The sequence below is a fragment of the Almyronema sp. genome (assembly GCF_052168255.1).
Classification (GTDB): Bacteria; Cyanobacteriota; Cyanobacteriia; order Phormidesmidales; family Phormidesmidaceae; genus Sphaerothrix; species Sphaerothrix epifaneia.
In genome coordinates, this window is the sequence record NZ_JBQLZL010000100.1 from 102,881 (window position 1) to 129,248 (window position 26,368).

At 51.0% G+C, this 26,368-nt stretch carries 24 protein-coding genes and 2 pseudogenes; 16 read left to right on the forward strand and 10 right to left on the reverse strand.

Annotated elements, in window-relative coordinates; all coding sequences use genetic code 11:
* Positions 1-15: 15 nt before the first annotated feature.
* Positions 16-720 (forward strand): annotated as a pseudogene (locus ACTS3T_RS21165) (amino acid ABC transporter permease); the annotation flags it as partial.
* Positions 721-825: 105 nt separating this feature from the next.
* Here the strand turns inward: ACTS3T_RS21165 and ACTS3T_RS21170 are convergent.
* The gene (locus ACTS3T_RS21170) at positions 826-1,089 is read right to left on the reverse strand and encodes a hypothetical protein (protein WP_462935634.1); all 264 of its coding nucleotides are present in this window, start codon (positions 1,087-1,089) and stop codon (positions 826-828) included.
* Positions 1,090-1,233: 144 nt separating this feature from the next.
* Entirely contained in the window at positions 1,234-2,136 is a 903-nt protein-coding gene (locus tag ACTS3T_RS21175; RefSeq protein ID WP_462935635.1) for a formylglycine-generating enzyme family protein, read from the reverse strand.
* A gap of 276 nt (positions 2,137-2,412) precedes the next feature.
* Between ACTS3T_RS21175 and ACTS3T_RS21180 the strand changes: the two genes are divergently transcribed.
* Positions 2,413-3,018 (forward strand): cysteine dioxygenase family protein, encoded by a 606-nt coding sequence (locus tag ACTS3T_RS21180; protein ID WP_462935636.1) that lies wholly within the window; start codon positions 2,413-2,415, stop codon positions 3,016-3,018.
* A 197-nt stretch (positions 3,019-3,215) separates the two neighbouring features.
* On the opposite strand, the gene ACTS3T_RS21185 is transcribed toward ACTS3T_RS21180, so the two are convergent.
* From ACTS3T_RS21185 to ACTS3T_RS21195, 3 genes are all read right to left on the reverse strand, one after another.
* Positions 3,216-3,410, reverse strand: coding sequence for a CsbD family protein (locus ACTS3T_RS21185; protein ID WP_462935637.1), 195 nt, complete (start codon positions 3,408-3,410; stop codon positions 3,216-3,218).
* 108 nt (positions 3,411-3,518) lie between these two features.
* Entirely contained in the window at positions 3,519-4,865 is a 1,347-nt protein-coding gene (locus ACTS3T_RS21190) for a helix-hairpin-helix domain-containing protein (protein ID WP_462935638.1), read from the reverse strand.
* A 37-nt stretch (positions 4,866-4,902) separates the two neighbouring features.
* Positions 4,903-7,488, reverse strand: coding sequence for a DNA polymerase III subunit alpha (locus ACTS3T_RS21195; RefSeq protein WP_462935639.1), 2,586 nt, complete (start codon positions 7,486-7,488; stop codon positions 4,903-4,905).
* 575 nt (positions 7,489-8,063) lie between these two features.
* Between ACTS3T_RS21195 and ACTS3T_RS21200 the strand changes: the two genes are divergently transcribed.
* Positions 8,064-9,482, forward strand: a complete 1,419-nt coding sequence (locus tag ACTS3T_RS21200; RefSeq protein ID WP_462935640.1) for a hypothetical protein — start codon at positions 8,064-8,066, stop codon at positions 9,480-9,482.
* A gap of 98 nt (positions 9,483-9,580) precedes the next feature.
* Here ACTS3T_RS21200 and ACTS3T_RS21205 read toward each other — a convergent pair whose 3' ends face one another.
* From ACTS3T_RS21205 to ACTS3T_RS21215, 3 genes are all read right to left on the reverse strand, one after another.
* Positions 9,581-10,066 carry a QcrA and Rieske domain-containing protein gene (locus ACTS3T_RS21205; protein WP_462935641.1) on the reverse strand — a complete coding sequence of 162 codons (486 nt, stop codon included), beginning with the start codon at positions 10,064-10,066 and terminating at the stop codon, positions 9,581-9,583.
* A 126-nt stretch (positions 10,067-10,192) separates the two neighbouring features.
* On the reverse strand, positions 10,193-11,890 hold the full coding sequence (locus ACTS3T_RS21210; RefSeq protein ID WP_462935642.1) for a cytochrome c biogenesis protein: 1,698 nt from the start codon (positions 11,888-11,890) through the stop codon (positions 10,193-10,195).
* Positions 11,891-11,974: 84 nt separating this feature from the next.
* Entirely contained in the window at positions 11,975-13,756 is a 1,782-nt protein-coding gene (locus ACTS3T_RS21215) for a cytochrome c biogenesis ResB family protein (RefSeq protein ID WP_462935643.1), read from the reverse strand.
* Between the two features lie 680 nt (positions 13,757-14,436).
* Between ACTS3T_RS21215 and ACTS3T_RS21220 the strand changes: the two genes are divergently transcribed.
* The 8 genes from ACTS3T_RS21220 (at position 14,437) to ACTS3T_RS21255 (ending at position 19,815) form a co-directional block, all read left to right on the forward strand.
* Complete coding sequence (locus ACTS3T_RS21220; RefSeq protein ID WP_462935644.1) at positions 14,437-15,003, forward strand: globin family protein; 567 nt, start codon at positions 14,437-14,439, stop codon at positions 15,001-15,003.
* A 17-nt stretch (positions 15,004-15,020) separates the two neighbouring features.
* Positions 15,021-15,668: a cytochrome c3 family protein gene (locus tag ACTS3T_RS21225; RefSeq protein WP_462935645.1), complete on the forward strand. Its 648-nt coding sequence runs from the start codon at positions 15,021-15,023 to the stop codon at positions 15,666-15,668.
* Positions 15,665-16,459 carry a cytochrome c3 family protein gene (locus tag ACTS3T_RS21230; RefSeq protein ID WP_462935646.1) on the forward strand — a complete coding sequence of 265 codons (795 nt, stop codon included), beginning with the start codon at positions 15,665-15,667 and terminating at the stop codon, positions 16,457-16,459. Before ACTS3T_RS21225 ends, ACTS3T_RS21230 begins: the two co-directional genes overlap by 4 nt.
* Positions 16,460-16,521: 62 nt before the next feature.
* A complete protein-coding gene (locus ACTS3T_RS21235; RefSeq protein WP_462935647.1) occupies positions 16,522-17,175 on the forward strand; it encodes a Tll0287-like domain-containing protein in 654 nt (217 codons plus the stop codon).
* A 144-nt stretch (positions 17,176-17,319) separates the two neighbouring features.
* Complete coding sequence (locus tag ACTS3T_RS21240) at positions 17,320-18,078, forward strand: hypothetical protein (protein WP_462935648.1); 759 nt, start codon at positions 17,320-17,322, stop codon at positions 18,076-18,078.
* Positions 18,079-18,213: 135 nt separating this feature from the next.
* A complete protein-coding gene (locus ACTS3T_RS21245) occupies positions 18,214-18,684 on the forward strand; it encodes a thioredoxin domain-containing protein (RefSeq protein WP_462935649.1) in 471 nt (156 codons plus the stop codon).
* A gap of 40 nt (positions 18,685-18,724) precedes the next feature.
* Positions 18,725-18,946 (forward strand): hypothetical protein, encoded by a 222-nt coding sequence (locus ACTS3T_RS21250; protein WP_462935650.1) that lies wholly within the window; start codon positions 18,725-18,727, stop codon positions 18,944-18,946.
* Positions 18,943-19,815 (forward strand): ChaN family lipoprotein, encoded by an 873-nt coding sequence (locus ACTS3T_RS21255; RefSeq protein ID WP_462935651.1) that lies wholly within the window; start codon positions 18,943-18,945, stop codon positions 19,813-19,815. Before ACTS3T_RS21250 ends, ACTS3T_RS21255 begins: the two co-directional genes overlap by 4 nt.
* Here ACTS3T_RS21255 and ACTS3T_RS21260 read toward each other — a convergent pair.
* Complete coding sequence (locus tag ACTS3T_RS21260; protein ID WP_462935652.1) at positions 19,802-20,725, reverse strand: pentapeptide repeat-containing protein; 924 nt, start codon at positions 20,723-20,725, stop codon at positions 19,802-19,804. The two genes, ACTS3T_RS21255 and ACTS3T_RS21260, sit on opposite strands and share 14 nt — an antisense overlap.
* Positions 20,726-21,097: 372 nt before the next feature.
* On the opposite strand from ACTS3T_RS21260, the gene ACTS3T_RS21265 reads away from it, so the two are divergent.
* The 5 genes from ACTS3T_RS21265 (at position 21,098) to crcB (ending at position 26,109) form a co-directional block, all read left to right on the forward strand.
* Positions 21,098-22,798, forward strand: a complete 1,701-nt coding sequence (locus ACTS3T_RS21265) for an ABC transporter permease (RefSeq protein ID WP_462935653.1) — start codon at positions 21,098-21,100, stop codon at positions 22,796-22,798.
* Between the two features lie 325 nt (positions 22,799-23,123).
* Positions 23,124-24,236 carry a VWD domain-containing protein gene (locus ACTS3T_RS21270; RefSeq protein ID WP_462935654.1) on the forward strand — a complete coding sequence of 371 codons (1,113 nt, stop codon included), beginning with the start codon at positions 23,124-23,126 and terminating at the stop codon, positions 24,234-24,236.
* 127 nt (positions 24,237-24,363) lie between these two features.
* Positions 24,364-25,017, forward strand: a complete 654-nt coding sequence (locus tag ACTS3T_RS21275) for a chromophore lyase CpcT/CpeT (protein ID WP_462935655.1) — start codon at positions 24,364-24,366, stop codon at positions 25,015-25,017.
* 57 nt (positions 25,018-25,074) lie between these two features.
* Positions 25,075-25,683, forward strand: coding sequence for a DUF4231 domain-containing protein (locus ACTS3T_RS21280; RefSeq protein ID WP_462935656.1), 609 nt, complete (start codon positions 25,075-25,077; stop codon positions 25,681-25,683).
* Between the two features lie 24 nt (positions 25,684-25,707).
* Entirely contained in the window at positions 25,708-26,109 is a 402-nt protein-coding gene (gene crcB, locus ACTS3T_RS21285) for a fluoride efflux transporter CrcB (RefSeq protein WP_462935657.1), read from the forward strand.
* Between the two features lie 99 nt (positions 26,110-26,208).
* On the opposite strand, the pseudogene ACTS3T_RS21290 reads toward crcB, so the two are convergent.
* Positions 26,209-26,368, reverse strand: a pseudogene (locus ACTS3T_RS21290) (photosystem II q(b) protein); the annotation flags it as partial.

A 26,368-nucleotide genomic window follows, 5' to 3' on the forward strand; every position in this document is an offset into this window, starting at 1 on the left:
GTTGTGGATTGGATCACGGTTATTCTAGAAGCCCTACCGAATTTGTTACGCGGGGCGTTAGTAACGCTACAGTTAACGGCATTTTCGGTCTTTTTGGGCTTAATAGGGGGCACGCTTTTAGGAATTGCGCGACTGTCACCCATCAAACCGCTGAGTTGGGCAGCGCGAGCTTATATTGAGTTTTTTCGCGGTACTCCCCTTTTGGTTCAAATTTTTTGGATCTATTTTGGCTTCCCTAGCTTAATTCAAGGACTGGGATTCACCTTTACTTTCAATCGGCTAGCAGCGGCAGTGCTAGCTTTGAGCTTAAATTCATCCGCTTACCTGGCAGAAATTGTTAGAGCTGGCATTCAGTCAATTGAATTAGGTCAGCGAGAAGCTTCTGAATCGCTAGGGCTAGATCCCATTCAGACACTGCGCTACATCATTTTTCCCCAGGCTTTTCGGCGGATGATTCCACCCTTTGGCAATGAGTTTATTACCCTGCTGAAAGACACAAGTTTGGTGGCTGTCATTGGTTATGAAGAGCTTTTCCGGCGGGGACAGCTGATTTACTCACGCAATTACCAGGCTTTTCAAATTTTGACGGCAGTTGCTCTGGTGTATTTGGTACTCAACCTTTTGTCTTCGCAGTTTTTTAGCTGGTTGGAGCGCCGTATGGATCCGGCTCAGCGATCGGTAGCAGCTCAGCGTTCAATTCAGTCTGAAGCAGTGCAATAGGCGTTTTAGAACCCTACTTGCAGCCTCTAAAAATACCGGGGTTTGGTGGATTAAACCCCGGTGGGTTTATAGAGACACAGAAGCCTTGTTTAAGGGCAAATATTTTTAGGTTCCAGCGCAGGGGTCAGCCGCACAGGGGTCGGCAGCGCAGGGATTAGCCGCACACGGATCAGCCGATTTAGCCGCGCACGGATCAGCCGCTGCACACGGATCAGCGGCACAGGGATCGGTAGCCGCACAGGGATCGGCTTGCTCAGGGGTGTCGCTGCTATTAGTCGGTGTTGCAGACTGAGAACCACAGCCCGTTGCCACCAGGCTAACGCTTAAAATGGACGCGATCGCCAAGGCAGATAGATAGTTAACGCGCATATTGTTTAATTTCCGTAGGTATAAAGTAGCGTGTGGCCGTCATTGGGTCAGGCGATGGGTAAGCCTACGCCTCGGAGGAACGGTTCTATCTTCTTGAGCAATCCTGAGACTGGGCTGAGAAAATCTTAGATAAAAGATTAAATCCTAATCCATAACCAGCCGAAAGCCAAAAAGGATGTGTCGAGAGTTAGCCAGACGGTTATGGCGGTAGGCGGCTCGGCAAAAACCAGGCAAATCATCCCAGGAGCAGCCTTTCAAGATTACTTGCTGGCGATCGCTTGAGAGGCTGGTAAATTCAAACACGTTGCCAGCCATATCATCTATGCCATAAAGACTACGGCTAAGCGGATACTGCCCCACAGGACTGGTATGCAACTTACCCACGCCCGACCAGTTGGTAGCAGTGGGCTGCCAGTCATTCCCCCAAGGGAAATAGCGCCCTCCTTCACCGCGAGCAGCTTTTTCCCACTCTAGGGCAGTTGGCAAACGGTATGGATGGCCGTCTTGATCACTTTTCCAGTTTGCATAGGCGATCGCATCATCGTAGGCTACCAGCACTACCGGATGCTGGTCTTCGCCGACAGGCGGGTTCGTTCCTTGCCAGAGGTAGGGCTGTACTTCCTGGTAAGGATGCACTAAAAACCCTTGTGCTTGATAGTCGGCGGCTGAAATTCCGGGCGAAGGGTATCCGGTAGCTTTTACAAATCTCTGGTAGTCAGCGTTAGTTACAAGCTGCTGACTCATGCAAAAGGCAGGCTGTTCAATGGTTTGACGCTCAGGTTCTCGATCAAACCAGCCGCTTTGGCGTAAACGCTGTTCCGCAGTAGATTGGGCGGTTGGGTGGGCAGCGATCGCCGCTGCTGAGATTTGATAGGCATAATCGCGCTCAGCAAGGTCGCTACCTGAGATGAAGCGTCCTGCAGGCACAAAGACAAAGCCAGGTTGGGCTTCACAGCGATCGCGAGAAATATCGCCAAGCTCCAAAGGAGCCAAACAACTCAGCAAAAAGCTAGCTGAAATCAGGGCTACCAAACCCCAAGGACTCATGCTCCGCTTCAATAGTTTGCGGCCAAACTGCATAAAGCGCCAATATGCTGAATAATTCCGTTAATTTACTAATGCCGGAGCGGTCATGCAGGGAATTAGATAGAGACGTGTGTTCCCTATAGATTTTGTTTTGCTAACACTGCTTGGGTATAGCCCGGTTTATCAGCCAGGAACCTGCTAGGTTTCTGGCTTAACCTTTGATTTTGTTACTCCAGTTTAAGCAAACGCTCAGGTTCGCTGCTTACGATGGCTAATAAAGTCAGTCAGCAGTTGATAATGGAAAATCGCACTTGGATTGCCCTGGAAGATGGACGCTGTGAGCTTTTAGAGCCATTGCCTTGGGAGCAGCCCCCATCTATCTATCGCCTTTATCGATTTTTAACTGAGTTAGAAGATATTTTGGCAACCATTGCCGACGATTACGACAGACTGCGAGCGATCGCGCCGCGCGTTCAAAAGCTGCTCCTCAGCTCTTACTGGCTACAGATGGAATATACAGCACCTTCAGAACAAGGATGGGGAGTCCACTTCCTTTACCGCGAACACCAGTTTCCCCTCACCGTCCAAATGGTGACGTGGGCACCGGGGCAACGCTCAACCATTCACAATCATGCTACCTGGGGCATTGTAGCCATGATAGGGGGGCAAGAGAAAAATACGCTGTGGCGACGGCACGCTGACAAACAACATGCTCACCGAATTCAAAAAACGGAAGAAAAAACGCTGCAACCTGGCGACATTATGGCGTTTATGCCGGGAGCTATTCACTGTATTGAACCGATTGGCGAAGAGATGACAGTCTCTTTCAACCTTTACGGCATTACCGACTACGCCCAGCGATATCAGTTTGATCCGGCCAACCACACTGCCAAAAAGTTTTGAGGCAATCAACCTCAGAGCCTACGCATCGATAGACTTTGTGGTATCGGCAGGCCAAAATGCCAACCTCAAACCATCAGGCATCAAGTACAGCCGTTTGGTTCAGCCGCGATCGCCAAGAAACTGCCCCTCAAACCACACCCGCCTAGAAAACATAGGCTGTTGCGCTTAAGGGGCAGAAAAGTAATTAGATTCAGTCTCTAGCCCAGGGTTTGATCAACGGCTCGATCAATTTCGTCTTTGATATTTTCTTTTTCGTGTCTAGCAGCCGCTTCTACTTGCTTGGCTTTACCTTCGGCTTGATCTTTAGGATCACCCGTAAACTCACCAACGGCTTCTTGAACTTTGCCTTCAACGTTTTTGAGGGTAGCGTCTACTCTTTCTTCAATGCCCATGTTGATCTCCTTACTTGAGGGAAAGCTATCAGTGGATACGACATCTATCTTATGGATAAGATTTGGCTTGCACCTCTGCTGAGAGTAGGAAATCTAGGCACTCACCCGTTAAGCCGTGATTAAGGGGGTCGATCGCGCTTTGAAGTCTGCTTTGGTTAGTGCGGCCACTGCGGCATCTGGATCTTTAACGCGAAACTGAGCGCCTAAACGCACAAACTGTCGCTGCTGGTTAGCGCCAATGATGGCAACGACTGGGACTTTAGCTTCTTGCTCATCTCCCTGCTGTTGCAGAATGGTTCGTAGCCGATGCTGGTAGGTAATATCAGCAGCAATTTGTGGCTCAAGCTCAACCATCACCAGCCGCACAGTTTCGATGGGTTCGGCGTCTTCAATAATAAGCTGATTGCGATCGTCGCGCCTATCTACCTTGCCCCAAATCATTAATCGAGCATCGGCTTCTATGTAGCGGCCAATGCGTTCGAAAGCACGCGGAAAAACGACACCCTCGGCCTGCCCAGTCAAATCTTCAACCTGCACAATCGCCATGCGATCGCCTTTTTTCGTGACCACAGGTTTAACGCTTGAGAGCATGACAATAGCGCTAATGGTCACTTTCTCTGGCTGATCGGGTAGTTCTGACAAGCTAATGGGAGCTAAAACTCTAGCCGATCGCTGCACAGACTTTAGCGGATGGTCTGAGATATAAAAACCCAGTAGCTCTTTTTCTAAACGCAGCTTTTCTTGAGGGTCAAAGTCGGCAACCGTAGGAGCTTTGGGAGCCAGCTCAAAGCCGCCGCTAGGCGTACTGACGTCGTTGCTGTGGCTGCTGCCCAGCATATCAAACAGGCTACCTTGCCCAATGGCTCTATCTTTAGCCCGACCTTGTGCCCATTCAAGCACGAAATCCAGATCGTGCATCAGTTGGTTACGATTAGGCTCCATAAGATCGAAAGCACCGCACTGAATCAACGCTTCCAAGGCTCGGCGGTTGACCGTGCGCAAATCCACGCGATCGCAAAGATCAGCCAACGACTGAAACACCCCATCCTCAGCCCGAGTTTCTAAAATGCATTCGATCGCCCCTTGCCCAACGTTGCGCACCGCAGACAAGCCAAACAAAATGCTGCGATGTTCAGGCGTAAAGTCGATGCCCGAACGATTAACATTCGGCGGCAACACTTCGATTCCCATGCTGATGCAGTTGGCAATGTGCATTTGCACTTTGTCTTGATCGCCGCTGTTGGCCGTCAGCAGCGCTGCCATGTACTCAACCGGATAGTTAGCCTTAAGATAAGCGGTTTGATAAGTAACAAACCCATAAGCCATTGAGTGAGATTTGTTAAAGCAGTTGGAAGCGACTTGCCCATTAGCCAGCAAAAAGTTGTGGTCTTTTGCAACCCCAATGTCAAAAACAGGCTGTATACCTAAAGATTTTCGGCTAACAACTTTGACCACTTTTCAACTCCGTTCATCAACTTCAAATGGTGAGACTTTACGCGATCGCCAGTGCCGGAACTGTTATCTGCTTCAAATCTAGCCCCTGCTCAAAAATATCGTTGATGGATCGCATTTCTCCCTGCACCGTCATCAACTTGTGGTCTGGCGTCGCTCGAATAACCGCCCCATTTTCTAGCGCATACTCAAAAACTTCTTGATCACCGCGATCGTGCCACTGAGCAATCGGCTGGGTATAGACAAAGCCGTACTGATCAACACTATAGACACTGCATTTAAGACGCTGTTCTACAATCTTGCCAATGGCTAGCGGCCCATATTCTACCGTGAGAATTTGAGTATCGTAGCTGAGGCAATATTGAGCAAAATTCACCATTTGCTCCCACAGTTCCTCAACCACTTTCTTCGGCACACCATTGTCCATGGCACCCTTAATAAAAATGTCGCGATGCTTATCCATTTCGGACTGCTTTTTCTTACCCATTGCTCGCCGTAGCAAATCGGCTTGCCCCAGAGAGTAGCCCGCCATATCCTGAGCTATTCGCATAATTTGTTCTTGAAAAACCATGATGCCGTAGGTTTCATTCAAAATCGGCTGCAGAATTTCATGGTCATACTGAATTTTTTCTCGCCCGTGTTTGCGGTTAATAAATTTAGGAATCAGTCCCGCATCGAGGGGACCCGGTCGATAAAGAGCCAGTACAGAGGAGATATCTTCTAGTCCTGATGGCTTGAGATCGCGCACAATTTGCCGCATTCCGGAAGACTCTAGCTGAAAGATGCCTCCTAAATCGCCGCTTTCCAGCAGCTTATAGGTTTTAGGGTCATCTTGAGGCAAGTGGTCAAGATCGATAGGGGTACCGTGGTGATGCTGAACCAAGTCCACGGTTTTTTGGATCATAGTGAGGTTTTTCAAGCCCAAAAAGTCCATCTTTAGCAGACCCAGGGCTTCAACATCCTCCATGTAGTACTGGGTGATTACCTGACCGTCGTTATTGCGCTGTAGCGGCACAATTTCGTCAAGCGGATCTTTTGAAATCACTACGCCAGCCGCATGCATGCCAAAGGTTTTGTTGGTACCTTCAATGCGAATCGCCATATCAACCCAGTGGCGCACCTGAGGGTCGTTTTCGTACTTCTCTTTAAATTCTGGGGCGGGCGTCTCTGCCGAGATCATCACCTTTAGCTTGGCAGGCTTGCCCCGCGCTACCGGAATCAGCTTGGCCATTCGGTCGGAGTCGCCATAGGGAATATTTAGCACCCGCGCTACATCTTTGAGTACGGCTTTAGAGGTTAGGCGGTTGAAGGTAATAATCTGGGCGACCCGCTCTTCCCCATAGCGACGGGTAACATACTTAATCACTTCGTCGCGCCGCTCAATGCAAAAGTCAGTATCAATATCCGGCATTGACTTGCGCTCAGGGTTGAGGAAACGCTCAAACAGCAAGCCGTGGTGGACTGGATCAATATTGGTAATGCCCATTGCATAGGCAACAAGCGATCCGGCAGCGCTTCCCCGTCCTGGCCCAACGGGGATGCCATGGTCACGAGCAAATTTGATGTAGTCCCATACCACCAAAAAATAAGTGGCAAAGCCCATCTGGATCATCATCTGAATTTCGTATTCCAGGCGATCGCGATAGACCTGCTCAACTTCGGTGTATTGCTTGCAGTTGAAGCGTTGGGCAAGTCCTTCCCTGGCAACAACAGCCATGTAGGTTTCGCCTGTGTGCCCTTCTGGCACCGGAAAGTCGGGGATGCGAGGCTGCCCCAAAATTCCGGTATATTCTTCAACTTTATCGGCGACTTCTAAGGTGTTGGCGATCGCTTCTGCAATCACCTCATCGCCAAGATGATCTCGAAACAAGAGCCGCATTTCAGCCGCAGACTTGAGATATTCGGTACCGCTGTAGCGCAGTCGTTTATCTTCGGTAATAAGCTTGCCAGTTTGAATGCATAGCAGCGCGTCATGGGCTTCGACATCGTTGCAGGAAATGTAGTGAGAGTCGTTGGTGCAGATAATTTTGATATTCAGCTCACGGGCGATCTTGACAACTTCTACATTGACAATGCGGTCTTCTGGGGAGCCGTGATCTTGAATTTCGAGATAGTAGTCTTCGCCAAAGAGATCTTTGTACCACTGAGCCACGCGCCGCGCCACGTCAGGACGCCCCTGCATAATCGCCTGAGGCACCTCACCACCTAAGCAAGCACTCGTTACGATGAGTCCTTCGTGGTACTGCTCTAGTAAATCTTTGTTGATGCAGGGGCGCGAGAAGATGCCTTTGCCCTGTACGCCCTGGAGGTGAGAAATAGTAGTCAGCTTGACCAGGTTTTTATAACCCTGCGTATTTTTAGCAAGTACAACCTGGTGGTAGCGGGGGCGACGCTGCTGCTGCGCAATATCGCCATTAATAACGTACATCTCATTACCAATAATCGGCTTGATGCCTCTGCCCTGACAAACCTTAATCAGCTCGATCGCGCCATACATAACGCCGTGATCAGTCAAGGCGATCGCAGGCATGCCTAGCTCTGCGGCGCGGTCTACCAGTGCAGGGAGCTGACTGGCCCCATCCAAAAGACTGTAATCGCTGTGAATGTGGAGGCCGACAAAGGACATAGCTGACTACCTACGTATTCCCTTAGTACAAAGTTACTGCCAATCTCGCCATTTTTCTAGCCGAGAGTGAAGCTTAACTGCTCTTCAGGTTAACGGATTTAACACGCTATATCTAGGCTTTGATGTAATTCGTTAACGCCAAATATGGACTACTGCGCCGTTGTTTGCCCTAGCACCGCGATCAAAGCATTCATGGTTCATCCATCGCCTGAACGCCAAAGTCGCGGTGACTACGCCTTCAAGGTTGAACCCTTTGCCAAGGCTCAACCGCACAAATACAGCGACCTCCGATAGCCAAACCGACAAAGCCTGACAGCAATGGCTAGCGCCGCTTTTGACCTGCACGTCTGTTTTGTAAAAGCTGTTAGGTTGGTTGAGCAGGTGGGTACCTTTTTAAAGATAAGACAGGGTCGGTTGAATAGCTTTAGCTCAGGGGACTACGACCACCGTTCCAAAAAACGAGATGCTGTTTAAGAATAGACTCCAAAGGCTATGATTGCTGTTCTGTCGCTACGGCACCTTTCAGACAGACGATACAGAAGCTGCTTCGTAGATTTCAGGAGACGCTAAGATCTGTGGCACGACCCCCTATCGTTAAAGCAACTGATCCTTCTGAACTTTGGGTAACGGCTGAGAAAACCTGTCAGTTTCCCCTATTGCTGGGTGAACAATACTGCCTACTGTATTTGGAATGGGCTTTTCAGCAGATAAAGGCTGATATTTCCCAGGCGTCTTTACAAACCCTGGCTCATTTAATTGTTCAGGCGATGACCGGGCCAAGCCGTTGCTTTCATGGTTTAGAGCATTGCTTTGATGTCGCCCAGACGGGAGATGCAATCGAGGTTCTGGCGGCTCTGTTTCACGATGTCGTGTATGTTCAAATTGATGACGGTATCAGCCCTGAGTTTGAGCACCTCTTAGCCCCTTTTATCCAAACGCTACGAGGGCGTTTAGTGGTTCAAGAAACTGAACAAAGTTTAGGCGATCGCAGCTTTGCCCTAGTAACCTCTATTTTTGACGTGCAGCCGGGACAGCACTTAGCACTTGAGCAAAACGAATTTCTCAGTGCTTTGGTTGCGGCAAAACAACTTGAGTCCATCCTAAGCTGGGCGCAGCTAGCCGAAGTCATTGCCTGTATCGAAGCGACGATTCCGTTTCGTCCCCCCACGCCATCGGGGCTGCACCCCAGCGAAGAACTATACCGTAAACTATCGCTTGCCAATGCCCGCTTTCGGTTAGGGTTGAGCGAATCAGATTTGAGTCGGGCGGTGCAGCGAGCAGTGCGGGTTGCCAATCGAGATGTCGAAAACTTTTCTGATCTACAAGCGGCTGATTTTCTCAGCAACACCTGGAACCTGCTACCAGAAGCCAATCCCTGTTTGAGAGATCGAGAGAACTACACCATACAGCAGTATCGTCATGCCCTCGAAAAGACGACAAGCTTTATGTACTATCTCAACGCTTCTTTAATATTTCGCCAGTTTCAGGGAGAGCCAAACACGGCTGACTATTGCGATTTACTCCAGCGGGCAAACAAAAACCTTGTGGTCGCGCGTCTCTATCTCAATACCAAACTATTGGCGATCGCCATTTTAGAAGCACTGTGTCAGCGGCTAGATACGATGATTCCGCTAGGCCGACTGGGTCAGGTGGGGTTTTCAGAAATTGCCAATCGAGTCATGCGCCAGCAGGCTTTACTCGCTGCTGGCGAACCCTACAAGCCTCGCAATGACATTGAACAAGAAGTCTGGGAGCTTTTGGAAGTAGGACGTGCTCAAGAGTCCAGCTTTGATATTAAAAATTCGCCGCTGGCTGCTTTTTTGCTCAAACATTTAGGGATGGATCAGGTAGTGGCTTTGGTCGATCGAGCCAAAGCCTTTTTCCAGGACAAAATAACGGCTGAAGCCTTTCTAGCTGAGTGTGATTTGTGGATGGTTGAGCTGGTACAGGCAATTCTTTCGCAAGCGGTCAAGGTCGATGCCAAAGAAGGCTAGTCTATGCCTCAAATTTAGCCGGAGCTAAGATTGCAAAGGGCAGCTCACTTTGGGTTTGACCTCAGGTGGGATCAGCCTGAGGATAGCTACGGCTGCTATTAGAGCAGGCTGACCAAAACCTGATCGCCTTCAATTTTGGCTTCATAAGTGCCTAACGGCTCGGTCGCTGGCCCGGTGGCAACGCTGCCGTCGGCGTTAAATGTAGAACCGTGACAGGGGCAGGTAAATAGAGTTTCAGCCGCGGCCCACTCAACTGTGCAACCCTGGTGGGTACATAGGGTATTGACCGCCAAGATTCCAGACGCGTCAGCCGGATCACGAATGACGGCTACTGGCCCTGCCACAAAGCCTTTATCGCTAATTGCGCCTGCTTCGTCTAGCTCGCTCACCGTGCCGACGACGGCAAAGCCATCTTCGCGGCGGGCAGCGTCAGCAGCTTCTGGCGCGGTTTCTGTAGCGGCGGACGTGTCGGGGTTAGGGGCAGCATCGTCGCTGCTGTCGGGCGTGCAGGCGGCGATCGCTACAGGTACCGAAGTGGCCAAAAATCCCACACCCACCCAGTTGATAAATTCCCGTCGTTTCATAGCGTTTCTGTTGTCTTTAATAGCGATTGGTCACCATAGGGGCAAACTTTGAGCGCAGTTTTGCCGTTGGCTGGCTAGTGGCTAGCCAGTTGCGGATTCCCTCTTGTGGCTTTGCATGAGCGATGATCATTGGTTAGAGGCGATCGCCGCTGACGATACCGGATGAGACTTGAGCCAGCCATAATGACGAGTCGCGGCGATCGCCACAAAGAGCAAGTCGAGTCCGACCACGCCTGCCACCAGTAATTCAGATCCGCCCGTGCCAAAGCCGTAGCTGTGCAAGCCTGTCCCCAAAACAAAATTTACGCCATACCAAGCCATCAGCACTGCATTGAAGGCTACGACGCTGGCAACCGTAATGCCAAAGTTGCCAATCCACCCCACTAGCCGCCCATGTAACGGAGCCAAATAGCAGAGCAAAGCAATCAGCGCCCAAGTTTCTTTCGGATCCCAGCCCCAGAAGCGACCCCAAGAAAAATGCGCCCAAATGCCGCCCAAAATAATGCCTGCCGTCAACAGCAGCACACCGACTTGCAGCACCCGGTAATTGAGCTGAGCCAGGGTTTGAATCCGCTTTTTGGCTTCGGGGGTAAAGAGATAATTCCCCAAGGTGACATGACCCAGCCCTAAGGCTAAGGCAAAGCTGGCATAACTTAAAGCGATCGTAGGCACATGAATGCTCAGCCAAAAGTTATCGCGCAGCACGGGTACCAGCGGCGCAATGCTGGGATCGAGTACCGCAGGCAAGCTATCTGCCAGAATCAGGCACAGCACCGATAGCGGCGCAGCAGCTAAAAGGTAATAGCGGGCACGGGTACTCAGCTCAAAAGCCAACGCCAGCGCCGCAATGCCAAAGCCGACCCAGACCACCGACTCATACATATTGGTCACCGGGGGGCGTCCAGCAATTTGCATCCGCAGCCAGAAGCCGTAGCTTTGCACCGCGATGCCAGTTGTAAACAGGCCGATCGCCCCCCAATACAAATCTTGCTTGAGCCACAGCGTCAGCAGCATGACCGTAAAGGCGATCGCGTAGAGCTGCCAAGCCTTGGCAAAGGGATGAAAGTGATTAAAGTGAACCTCTCGCTGCAAAACCGCCTTAATCGGATAAACATCCGGGCTGAGGTGAGCTAAGTTTTGGTGCAAGGTTTGGGCTAGCTGACCGACCGCCGCCAAATGATTTGACCCGGTTAAGAACGCTTGCTTGAGGCCAATAAACTCAGCCAGCAACGGTGCGACTTGCTCAGGGGCATAGAGCGTCTGCGCTGAGGAGAGGCCAACCCAGGTGCCCTTTGCCGCCTCAGGGTGGGGCACTAAGGGGAGACGCTCATCACCTACAGTTTGTAGCATCAGCGTCAGGCGATCTTCTAGCATTAGGGCTTCGCGTTCAGTCCGGGAGAGATCCTCATCCTTCAATTCTTTTTGATGAGCCTGCTGAGCCAGCTTGACCAGACTGGCATTGCTGACGAGTTGCTTGAAGCTAAAATACTTTTGCGCTGGATCAACCCCGATTTGCTGCTTAAGCGGTCGATAGCTAAACAGAACAAAGGGTTCTTCGTTCCAATTGCGATCGTTAAACCACAGCCCCAGATAAGTTGAGAAGTAGTCAGCAATTTCGCCATTGGGCTGGCGATACTCAGTAGAGCCGTGAATTTGAGCGATCGCTTCTTTCGCTACAGTGTCTAAGGGCTTTTTGCGACCGTCTAACTGCACCGCTAGGGTTTGCAGCGGCTCTAAGGGATCAGGCTGAAACTGGCTTAGGGGAAAGAGCAAAATCATAGCTCCCAGCCAGCAGCCAATTAAAAACTTAAGTGCTTTCGTCATTTGATGCGGTTGCATTTGTAATCGGCAGTAGGAGATTAGCAAGCGGTTGGGGGAATGGTATCTATGCCCCTATAACGGGCGCGCCTAGGACAGAGCCGTTGAGGGCATATCGGGCGTTGTTTCAGAATTGGCTGGCTGAGCTGAGCCAGTCTTGGCCGCCGCCTGCCGTAACCGTTTTGTCACCGCAGGGCCATAAAACATTGTGCCAATGCCCGTTACTACCAGCAGCGAACCGAGCCAAGTGAGTGCCGTTACCCACCAAGGCTCTCGCTTCACCTGCAACGTCGATTGCTGCAAGTCCCCCGGATTCCAGGAAGCCTGGGCAATCTTCCAGCCCTTGTACCAGGTGGGATGGTTCATCCAAACAGGGCGCTGCACGGTTTCGCCGCTGTGAACATCCATTAGGGTAATTTGACTTGTCCACATGGCGACGGACTCACTACCTTCGTTACGCTCCACAATAAAATCGTTCAGCTTGACGAGAAAGGGAAGCTGCAACATCCGAGGGCTAAAAGCGGCAAAATAATTGCCCGTCTCGCTTTGAATTTCGGTTGGTTCGCCCCAGCGTAGCCAGTGAGTGGTGCCGTCAGGTGTGGCTACCAATAAGGCGGGAGACGCTTCTTCAACAAAGGGAGCATCGGCGGCGATCGCCACAACCTGGCGATGGAGCTGAGCATTTTTCACTTGCTCCGCCAGCGTAATCTGAAAGTCCGCCCAGCCGGGGCTAACTGGCTCACCCAAGCGCAACTCACCCGCTTTAAAGCCTTGAGTAGAGCGAGCAGCATAAAACAAGTCACCTTGTGGCGACACTACCACCCGGAAGTAAGCGGCTGGGGCGGGTGGTGCAATCCGGTAAGCAACTGACAGCTCAATCGGCGGGTCAGATACCCCGGTGCGAATTGGCTCAAAGCCAGACTGAGCAAAGACAAACCAGGTTTCGTGGCGATCGCCCTCGCTCACCGCTAGCTGCACGGCGGGGTTGCGGAGCTGCTGAGACGCGGTAACGGGTTGATTTTGAGCGTTGAGGCGAAAGTCAGGCCAGAACCCCTGGACTAAAACAGTTACCTGCCCTAGCTGAATCGCTTTGCCCTGCTGGGTGTAAACATCAATTTGCTGCTCGGTTGCCCCCAGAGACAAGGTGCCCCAGCGACCCAGTGCCTGCTCTGAGGGTGCTTGCAAGAAAGCTTCTAGCTGCTGGTCGCTTTGGGCTGATTTGATTTCTAGCTGGGCTGGCCCGATTTCAATTTGGCTGTAGGCGGCTGGAGCAACGGCTAGCCACCGCTCTAAGCGCTGACCCATGCGATCGCTGTGAATCTGCAGGCGCACTGCTGGGTTAGCGATCGCTGCACCTTCGCTAAATTGAACTGTCTTAATCGTATTAGCTTGATAGTTTTGCAAAGCAAAGTCGCCAAATTTTGCCGGAACCACGGTGCCATCTGGCTGAATGAAAACTTCTGTTTGCTGAGGCGGCGAATCGGCTGCAACAACCTCTAGCAGGTCGCCTTCTACCCGTACTAAATTGCTAGGTTCACCGTCTGTGCGCACCAGCAGCAGCCCTTCTGTGCTGAGGTGAATCACCGCGGCGGATCCGGCAATAATCACCACTAACCCCCAGTGGGTGAGGGCAAACCCAATTTTGCGGGAGCCGCGCCAGGGATAACGACTTATGGTTGAAATTGCTAAATTGAGCGCTAGCAAAAACATTAAAGCGCCAAACCAAACACTCTTATAAATTTCTCGCTGCACGGTCGGCGAGCCAACCTGAGATTCATAAAAAGTGGCTCCAATTAAAACAGCAGCGATCGCGACTAGCAAAGGCACAGCCAACTTAATTGAGCCTAAAAATCGAAAAAATTTAGAAGTCATACAAGCGATTTGCCAGGGCTGATAAATCGTTTTGCAAACACGAATCTCATGTCTAAAAAAGTTTTTGTGTAGTCATTTACTCAAAAACGCAGACTTTATTCAAAAACCGAATTGATCTGATTCAAAAGCAGCATTATACCTATGCTGACTTTAGGCTTGATGCTAAAAAACGACTATTCGAAAAACTAAAATCTCTGAATTTGTTGCAGATTATACAAAACAAAATTTTTAGATTGAATTCGCGCTTTCATGCAAAAAAATCAACAAATCAATGCTTTTTGCTCATTTTCAATCCATATCTTGTGTCTAAAAATACAAAATAGTCTTTTTCTTAAACGTAAGTTCTAACAGTAATTTGCCTTAATTTTTTGAAGGCTATACAGAATTCAGGCTTGATGTAGTGAGCAAGAAATTCTTGAATAGGTGCTATTTCGATGAAGAGAACAAAGCTAGTTTTAGCCTATTTGACCTAGCTTCTAACTTTTGATCAGCGTTTTTTGAATCTAGAACTGTAACCGTATAGACGATTTTTTGAGGCGTTACAGGTTTAACTAAGCTTGCACAAGCTAGTTTGCAGCACTGTCGCTTGTTGACTAAAGTTTGGTTGTCATTTTTATTTTTGTGGCAGCTTGAGCGCTAGTTTGTGACGCATTGTTTTTGGTTTTAGAGGAGAGTGGTCAATGCCAACTACCAACACCCAGACACAAGGATCTACCCTACAGATTGAGCTTTTAGAGCAAAGTTTTGAGAAAGTGAAACCTCAGGCTAATGAGTTTGTCACAAGCTTTTACAACAACTTGTTTACTGACTATCCAGCCGCTAAACCTTTGTTCGCCCACACCAACATGTCAGAGCAAGGCAACAAGCTACTACAGTCTCTCGTATTAGTCGTTGAAAATTTGCGCAAGCCAGATAAGCTCTCAGGTGCTCTCAGAGGGCTTGGCGCTCGCCATGTTAAGTACGGAGCTTTGCCAGAACATTATCCCCTGGTGGGCAATTCGCTGCTAAAAACCTTTAGGCAACATCTGGGTTCGGACTGGACACCAGAGGTTCAGCAGGCTTGGGTAGAAGCCTATGGAGCTATTACCGAAATCATGCTGGATGGGGCTAACTACGCTCAATCGGAAATTCAGCTCACTCCGGTTGAGACGCCTGAAGCACCTGCTAATAATGTCAACATGACGGTTTTGCTTTCGACCTTAGGAGGCAGCGCGGTGATCTTTCTCCTCGGCTTGCTGTTGCTTTAAGGGTTTTGAGAGAGCCAATGGCATTTAACGGAGCAAGATTTTTTCGTCTTAAATCCGTACTCAGTTTTCGCTCAGCGATCGCGATTGTAGTCGCTCTTGTGGTTGTTTGGCTAGCAGCCGCTTTTGCCCTCGATCGCAAGCAGGTTTTCTTACCGGGAGAAACCTCCGTTGGTCACTACCTGTTTGAAACCTCCTGTGCTTCCTGCCATGAAGGATTCAAACCTGTTACCAATGAAACCTGCCTGCGTTGTCATGAAGCCGAAATGGCCGAAGATGCCCACGGGGTCAAAAAGTTTCGCGATCCGCGCTGGGCGGCTGAGCTAGACAAGCTAGCTGTCCTCACCTGCACCACCTGCCACAACGAGCACGTTCATATGTTTAGTCGTGGCGTCCACCTGCAACCCGATCTCTGTATGACCTGCCACGCAGGGATTATTAGCGGCGATCTTAAGAGCCATGATGGCTTTAGCGCAGATGGCTGCTGGACGGCAGGGTGCCACAATTACCACGACCACCGCTCAATTTCGGCTGGCTTTTTACGCCAAAACCTAGATCAGCCACCGATGCTGCCTGTGCAGGTATTGCCCGATCGCCAGGTGGTTCCAGTGTTAGAAACCGCGCCGAACCCAGATTTACGGCAAGAATTTCTGGGAGGTGCCCCATGAGACGTTGGCTGATCTGGCTGCTTATGCTGATTTTAAGCTTTGGCTTAGGTGGTTCTGCTCAAGCTGAGGTAACTCCAGCGCAATTGCAGGCAGTGACTCAACTTTGGCAAACGAGCGCTCACGCCTTGAGCGAGGTCAACTGCTCTAGCTGCCATCAAGCTGAGACAACTCAAACCTTTGTAGCTCGACCCAGCTTTGAAAGTTGTCAGTCTTGCCATGAGCAACCTGTTGAAACCTTTCTGCTGGGAAAACATGGCATTCGCTTACTCGAAGGCGAATCGCCTCTGCAGCCAGCAATGGCACGGCTACCCATGCGGGAGCAGGCTCACGATTTGCAGATGACCTGCAATACCTGTCATGACGTTCACTCAGTCAATACTTACTCAGCGGCGGTGGAGGCTTGTTTGACTTGCCATAGCGATCGCCATTCGCTCAACTACGCCAACAGTGCCCACGCCGACTTATTTGCCGCCGCTGGTGAGCTACCGCGCCCAGCCGCCAATGCGGTTACTTGCGCCACCTGCCACCTACCGCGCCACGCTGTTGAAAAAGCAGAGGGCACTCAGGTTGTCAGTGTCAACCACAACAATACGTTTACCCTGAAGCCGCGCGATCGCATGGTGAGCGAAGTCTGCATGAACTGTCACGGCGTGGAATATTCCTACAACAGCATTTTTGACGACGCCCTGGTTGAAGCCAACTTTGATCGTCCCCCAACGCTAGCGCTAGAAACCTTTGATTTAATTCGAGCCTTAGAAGAGCGGCGATCGGGAACGGCCTCGTCAGAATAAACCGTTCGCAAGAACATACCTTCCCTATACCTGACTGTTTCGCTTAGAGAGGAGATGCACTCATGACGATTCAAAACAGCTTCATCCGTCAAATTCGAACTCGAACCGTGGCCTTTTTAGCAATTATCGTGGCGGTTTGCGTGACGGCTGTTTCCTGTAGCGGTGGCGGGGCACAGTCGCAGACCAGCGCAGGAGTTGCACCTGAAATGGTAGCCGACTATATCCATACAGCTTTGGCCGCCGATCGCACAGCCTATACCCGCCATGTGGTTAACCGAGCCAAAATGCTAGAAGGCAAAGCCAAAGAAGATGGGGTTTTAGAAGTGGAAGCAACCGAAGGCTGGCAGCAAACCAACGGAATTCCACTCCCTGCCCAAATGTTCCGCCTGGGTTCAGAAATTGCTTCTGAAGACGGCACCTTTACTTACAACCTGATTTCACCTTGGAACATTAACGATAGCCAAGCCCCCAAAAGCGACTTTGAAAAAAGCGCTATGGATCAGGTAATTGAGACGGGCGAGCCTTACAAAGACTATCAAGAGGTGGGCGGGCAACAGTATTTTTCGGCTCTATATCCCGATGTTGCGGTAGCAGAAGCCTGCGTTACCTGCCACAACACCCACCCAGTGCATTTAGAGCGCTATCCTGACAAAGTCTTTGAGATGGGCGATGTCATGGGCGGCATTATGATCAACATTCCGCTAGAAGCGGCCTAAACCCAACCATAGAGGCAGGTTGAGTCAAGTGCAATCCGATGGATTTGACCCAGCAAGCGCTCAGCCCGCCTCTACCCCAGCCTTTTAGAATGGCTGACCTCAGTTTTGTCACATTTGCTGCTATTCAACGCCGCTTACTCTGCCATGTTTAAGACCAGACGCGATCGCAGCGGGATCAATTCTCCAGAGTCACCCGCCAATGGCATGAAGTTTAACCAAACAGAAAAATCCTTTCCCCAGGTTACAGTCTCCAAAGGTGCTGAAACATCAGCATCTCAGCGATTCAGCGGCATCCAGCCCACCTTTGCCACGCTCATCGCGCTAACGCTACTCACGGCGGCGCTGTTGGCTCCTTTTGCCTTTAGCTCCGTCTACCTGGCAGCGCTGAGAGAACAGTCTTTTGACCTGCATCGCTTTCTAAGAGGTGACCTTTACAAGCAAATGACGGGCTACGGCGCTTTGGCCTTTGTCTTGGGTGAGGGGATGCTGACTGCCCGCAAGCGGAGCCGTAGCTGGATGTTTAAACTCAAAATCCCAGGTTCAATGCAGCTATGGCGAAGTCTGCATATTTTTCTGGGGGTGGGGCTAGTGGGTATGGTTCTGGTTCATACCCTGGGCAGCAAAGGCTTAAATTTTAATTCTGTTTTTTTGTGGGTCTTTTTTGGCGTTACTTTATCGGCGTTGATGGGAGTGGTGGCCGAAACTGGAATTTTGGCCTCTTCTAGAAAGTACTTTGGGCGCTTGCCCTTTAGAATGGGCGGCAATGCGGCAGGCACACCGATGACAAAAGGGCCGCTCGTACGCGGCCTGAGAGCTATCTGGTTAACCACACATATTTTTCTAGTTGGGGTGTTTGCCACGATGCTTTGCTTTCATATCTTTTTGGCTTATTACTTTCAGTAGACCCGCGACTGCTTGATACAGCGGTTGCCCTTAAAGCTCGAAGCTCTCTGCCAAATTCCCTGCCGCAGAATACACCTGTAGCCGGATGAAAACGCTCTGGTTTTAGTTGCTAATACTCTATATTGGCCTGAACTGATGAAAGCAACTTCAGAAAAACTCAAAGTGACAGGGACAGCCCTACTGGGTTTGATTGGCCTATTTGCGATCGCTACTTTTTTTCTCACTCAACCGGGCACTTCGATTGTCAGCGCCACGCCAATGTCTGGCTTAGTAGCACTTAAGTCAATGGCTCAGCAAAGTGTGGCTTACGAAAGCGCGATCGCCAACCAAAAGCCTACCCTGATTGAGTTTTACGCCGATTGGTGTACAACCTGTCAAGCCCTCGCACCGACCCTACAGGCTTTGCATCAGCAGTTTGCGCCTCAGGTTAACTTTGTCATGCTCGACATTGACGAACCGCAATGGGCGGAGCAAGTTCGCCAATTTCAGGTAAGGGGAGTCCCCCAACTGGCTCTACTCGACACCCACCAAGCGGTTATACAAACCTTTGTAGGCAAGGTTCCTAAATCTGTTTTGGCTAACTTGTTGACAGAACTAACAAATTAGGCATGTTAACAATAATCGTCCTCTATAATTGGCACCTCTCATGCCCCTGCTTGCTAGACTGCTACAGCTGCTGCAATTTATAGAGCTTTCCCTAGAGTTTTTTGCCTTTTTGGGAACGCCCATAGGGCTAGCCGCCAGCGTTGGCTTACTGAGCTACGGGCCGCTCGTTCAAATCAACTGTGACGCACCATCGGCAACTGTCTTAGCCAGTGCGATCGCGCTAACGCTATATTGCTTGTTAGAGCGTCCCGATTTTTCATGAACTTAGCTCGACTACTTGCGGTCTGCAGCAGCACCCTTCTGTGGACAGTTCCTTGGGCGTGTGGTGTAGCTGCGCCTGAAGCCGCCCAGCCCGTTGTTCGCAATCAGGGCTATGCAGAAGCCGATGTTATTTTACAGACGTTGCAGCAGGCAGATGTCATTTATCTGGGAGAAACCCACAGCCAACTGGCGGATCATCAAGCTCAGCTAGAAATTATTCAGGCGCTTCATCAGGCTAACCCGCAACTGGCGATCGCCCTAGAGATGTTTCAGCGACCGTTTCAGCCCGTCATTGATCGCTATTTAGCGGGTGAAATTTCTGAAGCTGAACTAGTACAGCTCAGTGAATACGAACAGCGCTGGGGCTTTCCGTGGGAGTATTACGCCCCGATTTTGCGCTATGCCAAAGCAAACGGCCTGCCTGTGCTGGCTCTAAATACACCTGCTGAAACAACCCGCAAGGTAGCTCGGCAGGGACTGGCAAGCTTAGCCACAGAAGACTTTCGCTACATTCCCCCGGTCGCAGACATTGACCTAGATAGCCCCGATTATCGCCTGCTTGTCCAAGATGCCTTTAGCCTGCACAGCCAACACGGCGGCCTAGACTTTGAAAACTTTTTTGCGGCTCAGGTGCTGTGGGATGAAACCATGGCGGCAACCCTTGCTGAGTTTCTCAGCCAAAACCCGGACTATCAGGTGGTGACTCTCGCAGGGCAGGGTCATGTTGTTTATGACTATGGCATCCCTAGCCGAGTCGCTCGACGGCTAGGTGCCGAACTCATTCAGCAAACGGTTTTGCTCAACCCTTCTGCCGCTATGCAGGCCGAAGGAGCCGCGATCGCTGATTTCTTTTGGTTTAGCTCAAATTGAGCGCACCCCGCCGTTGGAGTTGCTGCTTTTGGACGGAGGTTAGCCCCACGGCATCGGTAAAAATAGCGCCCTGCACCTGGCAGCTACTAAAACAAACATCAGTCAGAATGGCCTGTTCAAAGTTGGCATCGCGCAGATCAGCCCCACTTAAATCAGCGCCGCTGAAGTCGGCTCCCACCGCATTAACCCCATAGAGCGAAGCCTGACCAAAATTTGCCCGCACCAAAATTGCCTGAGAAAGATCGGCCCAGTCTAGCTGAGCTTGTAGCAGAATTGCACTGGTTAAATTGGCTTGCCGAAAAGTGCTGCTGAGCAAATCGGCTTGTGTGAGGTTGGCCGCTGTTAAATTAGCCCGATTAAACTGGGCTTGTTCTAAGTCGGCGGCATCAAAAGCGGCACCCGTCAAATTAGCTTGTAGCCAGCGGCTTTTAGCGGCCTGGACGTGGTTAAAGCTAGCTCGACTAAAATTCCCTTCTGCTAGATCGGTGCGCTTCAGGCTAGCCCCCCTAAAATTTACCTGTTGGGCACTGGCCTGATTGAAGCTGGCTTTGTCTAAGTTGGCAAAAGCAAAGTTAGCCCGGTCTAAAACGGCACCACAAAAGCGTGCTTTGGGGGCTTGCGCTTCTTGCCACAAACTGCGCTCTAGCTGTGCTTGCGTTAGGTCAGCGGCGACAAAAATCGCCCGATCTAAGGCACTCTCACGCAGAGACGCCAAAACCAAAATTGCCCCGGTAAAGTTAGCGCCGATACAAGAAGCTCCGCTTAACTGAGCGCGACGAAAATAAGCTTGAGCAAACTCACCGCGATCGAGTTGGGCACCTTGCAAGTCAATATTGCTGAGTTCTGCCCGACGCAGAGAACCTCCTCCTTGAAGACGGCTCAAAACTTCGTTAGCGGTAAGCTGTGCCATAGCCCAATACTCTCTAGATTAGAAATTAGTGAAAAATAACTTGATAAAGTCCCAATTAGTATCTTAGACTACTGTTTTTAATTACCTCGAAGGTACAGAAAAACTTTTTATTCTACAATTTTTAGTTCTGCTAACGGCGATCGCCTTGCGTGGCTTTGATGAAATGTGTGCCCCTCTTGTTGCTGAAGTTAGAAAAATTTGCGGAGTGAATCGGCTGGCATATGGGGAACCGCAAGCGGTTGCAGACTAGTCTGCAACTTGCCCGATAATCGAGAAAATTTTGAGGCGATCGCTGGCAGCAATGAGCAAAGAAGGCTGTACAGATACGGCCAAAAGTAGCGAAACTAGATAGGCAGACCTGCGTGATTTGCCATGCCTTTGATTAAACGCCCGCCTCAGCGATTTGCGAAAGGGATTCGCATCTGGTCAAATCGTTTGGGCTTAAATGGCTGGAGTCTGGCTGTTTTGCTGGTAGCTTGCCTGGTAGCCTTGCCAATTTTAGTTGTCTTGGGCAGCGTTTTTGCTCGCACTGGGGCGATCTGGCAGCACTTGACGTCTACGGTTTTAGCCACTTACGTCACCAATTCGTTGCTGTTGCTAGTTGGGGTTTCAGTTGGGGTTTTAATTTTAGGCATTGGGACAGCTTGGCTGGTCACGGTTTGCCGCTTTCCGGGTCGTCGGATATTTGAGTGGGCGCTGTTGTTGCCTTTGGCGGCACCCGCTTATTTATTGGCCTACACCTATACGGATTTTTTGGAGTATTTTGGCCCGGTGCAGATAGCGCTGCGATCGCTGTTTGGCTGGGAAAGTGCTAATGACTATTGGTTTCCTAACGTGCGGTCGGTGGGGGGGGCGATCGCTATGTTTAGCCTTACCCTCTATCCCTATGTTTATATGCTGACGCGGGTGGCATTTTTAGAACAGTCAACCGTTACCCTAGAGGCTAGCCGCTCTCTAGGGTGTGGGCCTTGGCGGAGCTTTTTTACCGTAGCGCTGCCGCTGGCGCGTCCGGCCATTATGACCGGGCTGGCGCTGGCGCTGATGGAAACGCTCAACGACTTTGGCACCGTACAGTATTTTGGCGTTGGCACGTTCACCACGGGCATTTATCGCACCTGGTTTGGGATGGGGGAGCGAGTAGCAGCGGCGCAGTTGGCGGCCATGTTGATGCTGTTTATTTTGGGGCTGATTTTGCTAGAGCGCTGGTCGCGGCGGCAAGCACGCTATTACCAAAGCGGTAGCCACCGACAGCAAGCTGCAGCCTATGGTTTAGACGACTGGCGATCGCTGTTGGCTTTTTTGGCTTGCTTGGGGCCGATTGCCCTGGGGTTGTTACTCCCGGCAGGGCTGCTGCTGCAAATGACCCTTCGCCATGCTGCGGCAACGCTAGACAGCAGCTTTATTGAACTGGCCTACCACAGTATTGTGCTGGCGGTGATTACGGCGGCGGTAGCAGTTTTGGTGTCGCTATTGCTGGCGTATGGAGCGCGGTTGCAGCGCAGTTTACTGATTCGCTTCGGCGTTCGGATTGCTTCAATGGGTTATGCAGTGCCCGGTTCAGTGATTGCGGTAGGCATTTTGATTCCGATAACGCGCTTAGACAATGCGATCGCCAATTGGCTGAAAGCGCTGACAGGCAGTTCACCAGGGTTGATTTTTAGCGGCACCATTACGGCTCTGGTTTTTGCCTATTTAGTTCGGTTTCTAGCGGTTTCGTTTGGTTCGGTAGAGTCGGGCTTAGCCAAGGTGCGACCCAATTTAGACCACGCGGCTCGCAGCTTGGGCTACAATCCCACAGAAACACTGGTAGCGGTACATGCGCCGCTATTGTGGAGTAGCTTGCTCACAGCCGTGATGCTGGTGTTTGTCGATGTGATGAAGGAACTGCCAGCAACAATTGTCATGCGGCCTTTTAACTTTGATACGTTGGCGGTGCGGGTGTATCAGTATGCAGCCGATGAACGGCTAGTCGAAGCTGCTGCGCCAGCCTTGATGATTTTGCTGGTGGGTTTATTGCCTGTGATTTTGCTGAGCTGGCAGATTGCTAAAACGTCAACGGGCGATCGCGCTTAAGCCTAAACTCAGGGAGACAGGCGACAGCCTCAAAGCACCCAGCAGTCGCCCTGATTAGGATAGCCCACTTTGGTAAGGGTACCGCTTGGGGGATCCTCATGTCTCAATTCCAGCGCTGACAGAAAAGCGTTGCTTCTGCCCTCAGCCCTCTACATTCTGCCTTTAGCTGCCCTTTGCCTTGAGCCATAGCAAATGGTTCCCCATCGGCCTTTCCCAGGTCAAAAGCTTTATAGAAAAGGGCGATCGCCTTGAAAAAATCCAAAATTCGCGGAATTGAGCCGTTAGCGTGTGAAAGTGCAACTAAAGAAATTTGAGAGTTGCGTGCATGTTTTGGATTCAATCGAGCAAAATCGTTCGTGGGTTGGGGTTATTTTTAGCTGGACTTTTCACCACCCTGGCTTTTTCTAGCCTGCCAGCCCCCGCCCAAACCGCTTCAACCGGAGCTTTTTGCCGAGCTGCGACTGAAGCGCTAGCCGACCCTGTGCAAGGGCGCAGCTACGGCGATCCCCATATTCAAACTTACGACGGCTACCACTATAGCTTTCAAACCATCGGCGAATTTATTTTGAGTAAATCCAGCGATGGCAGCTTTGAAGTACAGACTCGCCAGGGGCGCGTAGCCGATCACGATAGTCTCTCGCTTAACACGGCAGTAGCGATGAATGTCTGTGGCCATCGCGTCGCTATTTATATTGAAGATCCCAACGGCGATCGCGAAACCGTTTGGATTGACGGTGAGCGCACCCGCATCAGAAATGCTGAATCTTTAGCTGGCGGTGGTGAAGTCCAAAAATTGAGTGATTCAGACTATGCCGTCATCTGGCCCAGCGGCGACCAGGTGCTGATTCACTTTATCAACGTCAGCGGCGATCGCTTCTTAAACGTTATGCCAACCATCCGTCGCGATCGCCGAAATGCGCTGATTGGCCTGCTCGGTAACTTTAACGGCAACCCTGATGACGACCTGATGAGCCGCAATGGCAGCGTTCTCCCGGCTCGATCTACCTACAGCGTCGCCACCAATGCTCTAGATAGCGTTTTGCCTGCCATTATTCCGGTGCGGCAAGTGGAAGACGCCTACTTTAGCGACTTGTATCGGCGCTTTGGCGATAGCTGGCGAATTAGCCAGGAAGAATCGCTGTTTGACTATGGTTCCGGTCAGTCTACCGTTAGCTTTACAGACCGCAGTTTTCCGAGCCAGTACTTTACCCTCAACGGCGTCGCCCCGGCTCGCCTTGAGTCGGCTCTCACGGCTTGTCGTGAGGCAGGGGTAGCGGAGCAATTGCTAGACGGCTGTGTGTTTGATGTGGCTGCTACGGGTAACAACAGCTTTGCTAATGCTGCGCTCAACGCTGTTGGCAACGCCGTTGTTCAAGAACTGCGCGATCGCATTCTTGACGAAATTATCCCTGGCCCAATTCGCCGCTTCCCCTTCTAGCCGTTGTGTGTTCTCCGTAGGGGCACTCACAGTTCGCCTCTACGGGAGCTAAACCTCAGAACCAGCAAACTTTTTACCCCCAAGCAAGTACGCTAAACAGATAAAGTTTGATTGGGACGCTCTGGCTATGGGGACGGTACAGCGATCGCTACTTTTGTTAAGTTGTTTTTTAGCAGGTGGCTCAGCGGCTACAGCCCAGGTTAAACCAGCCATTACCGAAAACAGCAGTTCGCTGGTAGAGCAAGTGGCTGAACATCTGATCGGGGTAATGGACACGGCTGAGCAAGCGGCTAGCCAGCGCGATCGCGTCAACGTTCAAATAACGACCTGCGAGGTTCACCCAACCATGGGCTTAGCTGAGAATAGCCGCCTGCTCTACCAGGAGCAAGCCCTGGCTACATCAGTCGATCAGCCTTATCGCCAGCGATTTTTGCGATTGCAGGTCACCACTGATAATCAGGTTGAGTCGCAGGCTTACCGTCCGGCTGAGCCTGCGCAATGGGTAGGGTTATGCGATCGCCCTTTCTCAGAGCGGCAAGTCGGCGATTTAGGTGACTATACCTGTTCCGTTTTTTTGGTGCCTTCCGTGTTGGGCTTTTTTGGCACTACGCCGCCGCAGGGATGCCCGACGGAGGTGCGCGGCGCTCGTAGCGTTACCAATGCCATCGTGCTGCACAGACAGGGAATGGATACGTGGGATCGAGGTTTCGACGCTGACGGTGATCAGGTTTGGGGCGCCGCCGATGAACCTTATCGATTTCGGTGGCGCGATCGCCCTTGACGCCCTATAGTGACGTTGGACAATGAGGCTATCACGATCACAGGCGTCATTGAGATCATGGCCAAGAAAAATGACTACCGCCAATACCTCAAACAAACGCTCAGCGGCTTAATTGACCGTCTAGAGCTATCAGATTTGCGTAAAGACTTTCTCAAAAATCGCTGGCTTGACCAAGTAATCTGGCTAGAAAATCGGGCGAATAGAGAACGCAATCGCCATTACTTTTTAAGGATGGTGACGATTGTGGGCGGGGTAATTGTGCCTGCTTTGGTAGGGCTAAACAATCAGGGGGATGCTAACTTCAAGGTCGTCTTAGGATGGACAGCTTTTGGCTTGAGTCAGACGGTGGCGATTTCAGCCGCCATTGAAGAATTTTTTGCCCACGGCGAGAAATATCGCAACTACCGCAACACTGCGGAATGTATGAAAATCGAAGGCTGGCAATTTTTTCAATTAACCGGGCCTTATCGCCAGTTTAAGGCGCATGACGACGCCTACCGCATGTTTGCCGATCGCGTTGAGCAGTATATTCAGCAAGACTTGCAAGGCTTTTTGGCTCGTTTAGAAGATAAGCAAGACGAAGAGAAGAAGTACCAAGAAATTCTGGCTCAAGATAGCGAACAGCCTGCTCAAGATAGCGAACAGCCCGCTCAAAAAGCTGACTAGCCCCTCAGCGACAGGAACTCATCTATGCCACCCGATTTAACTTGGCGGGCACCGTTAGCCGTCGCCCTAGGGGCGATCGCGGGCGCTTTAAGCCGCTACTATCTCACGCTTTTAGTTACCGCCCGCCTGGGGGCAGAATTTCCTTACGCCACCCTGATGATCAACCTCACAGGTTGCCTGGGCATGGGGTTTGTAGTGACGCTGATTGCTGAACGTTATCCCAGCTTGGTGCCCGACTTAAAGCTGTTAATCACAACTGGCTTTTTAGGAGCCTACACCACATTTTCGACCTATAGCTTGGAAAGCGTAGTGCTTTTCAGAGATGCTCCGCTAGCGATCGCAAGCCTCTATTGGCTTGGCAGCGCCTGCTTCGGCGTTGGCTGCATTCATTTGGGCACCGCGATCGCTCGCTTAATCAGTCACTAAAGCCCAAAAAAGACGCCCTCCCAACCGGAGAGCGCCTTTTTAACTGACCTGTTCACTCAAACTGAGTACGTCTGTTTAGAAATTCAGACTTAAAACAGATTACCCATTGATAACCGGAGCGGTGAGCGCAACCGGAGTGGCTTCGCCAGCCGCAGCCAGGTCAAGCGGGAAGTTGTGAGCATTGCGCTCGTGCATTACCTCGAAACCCAGGTTGGCGCGGTTTAGTACGTCCGCCCAGGTGCCAATCACACGACCTTGG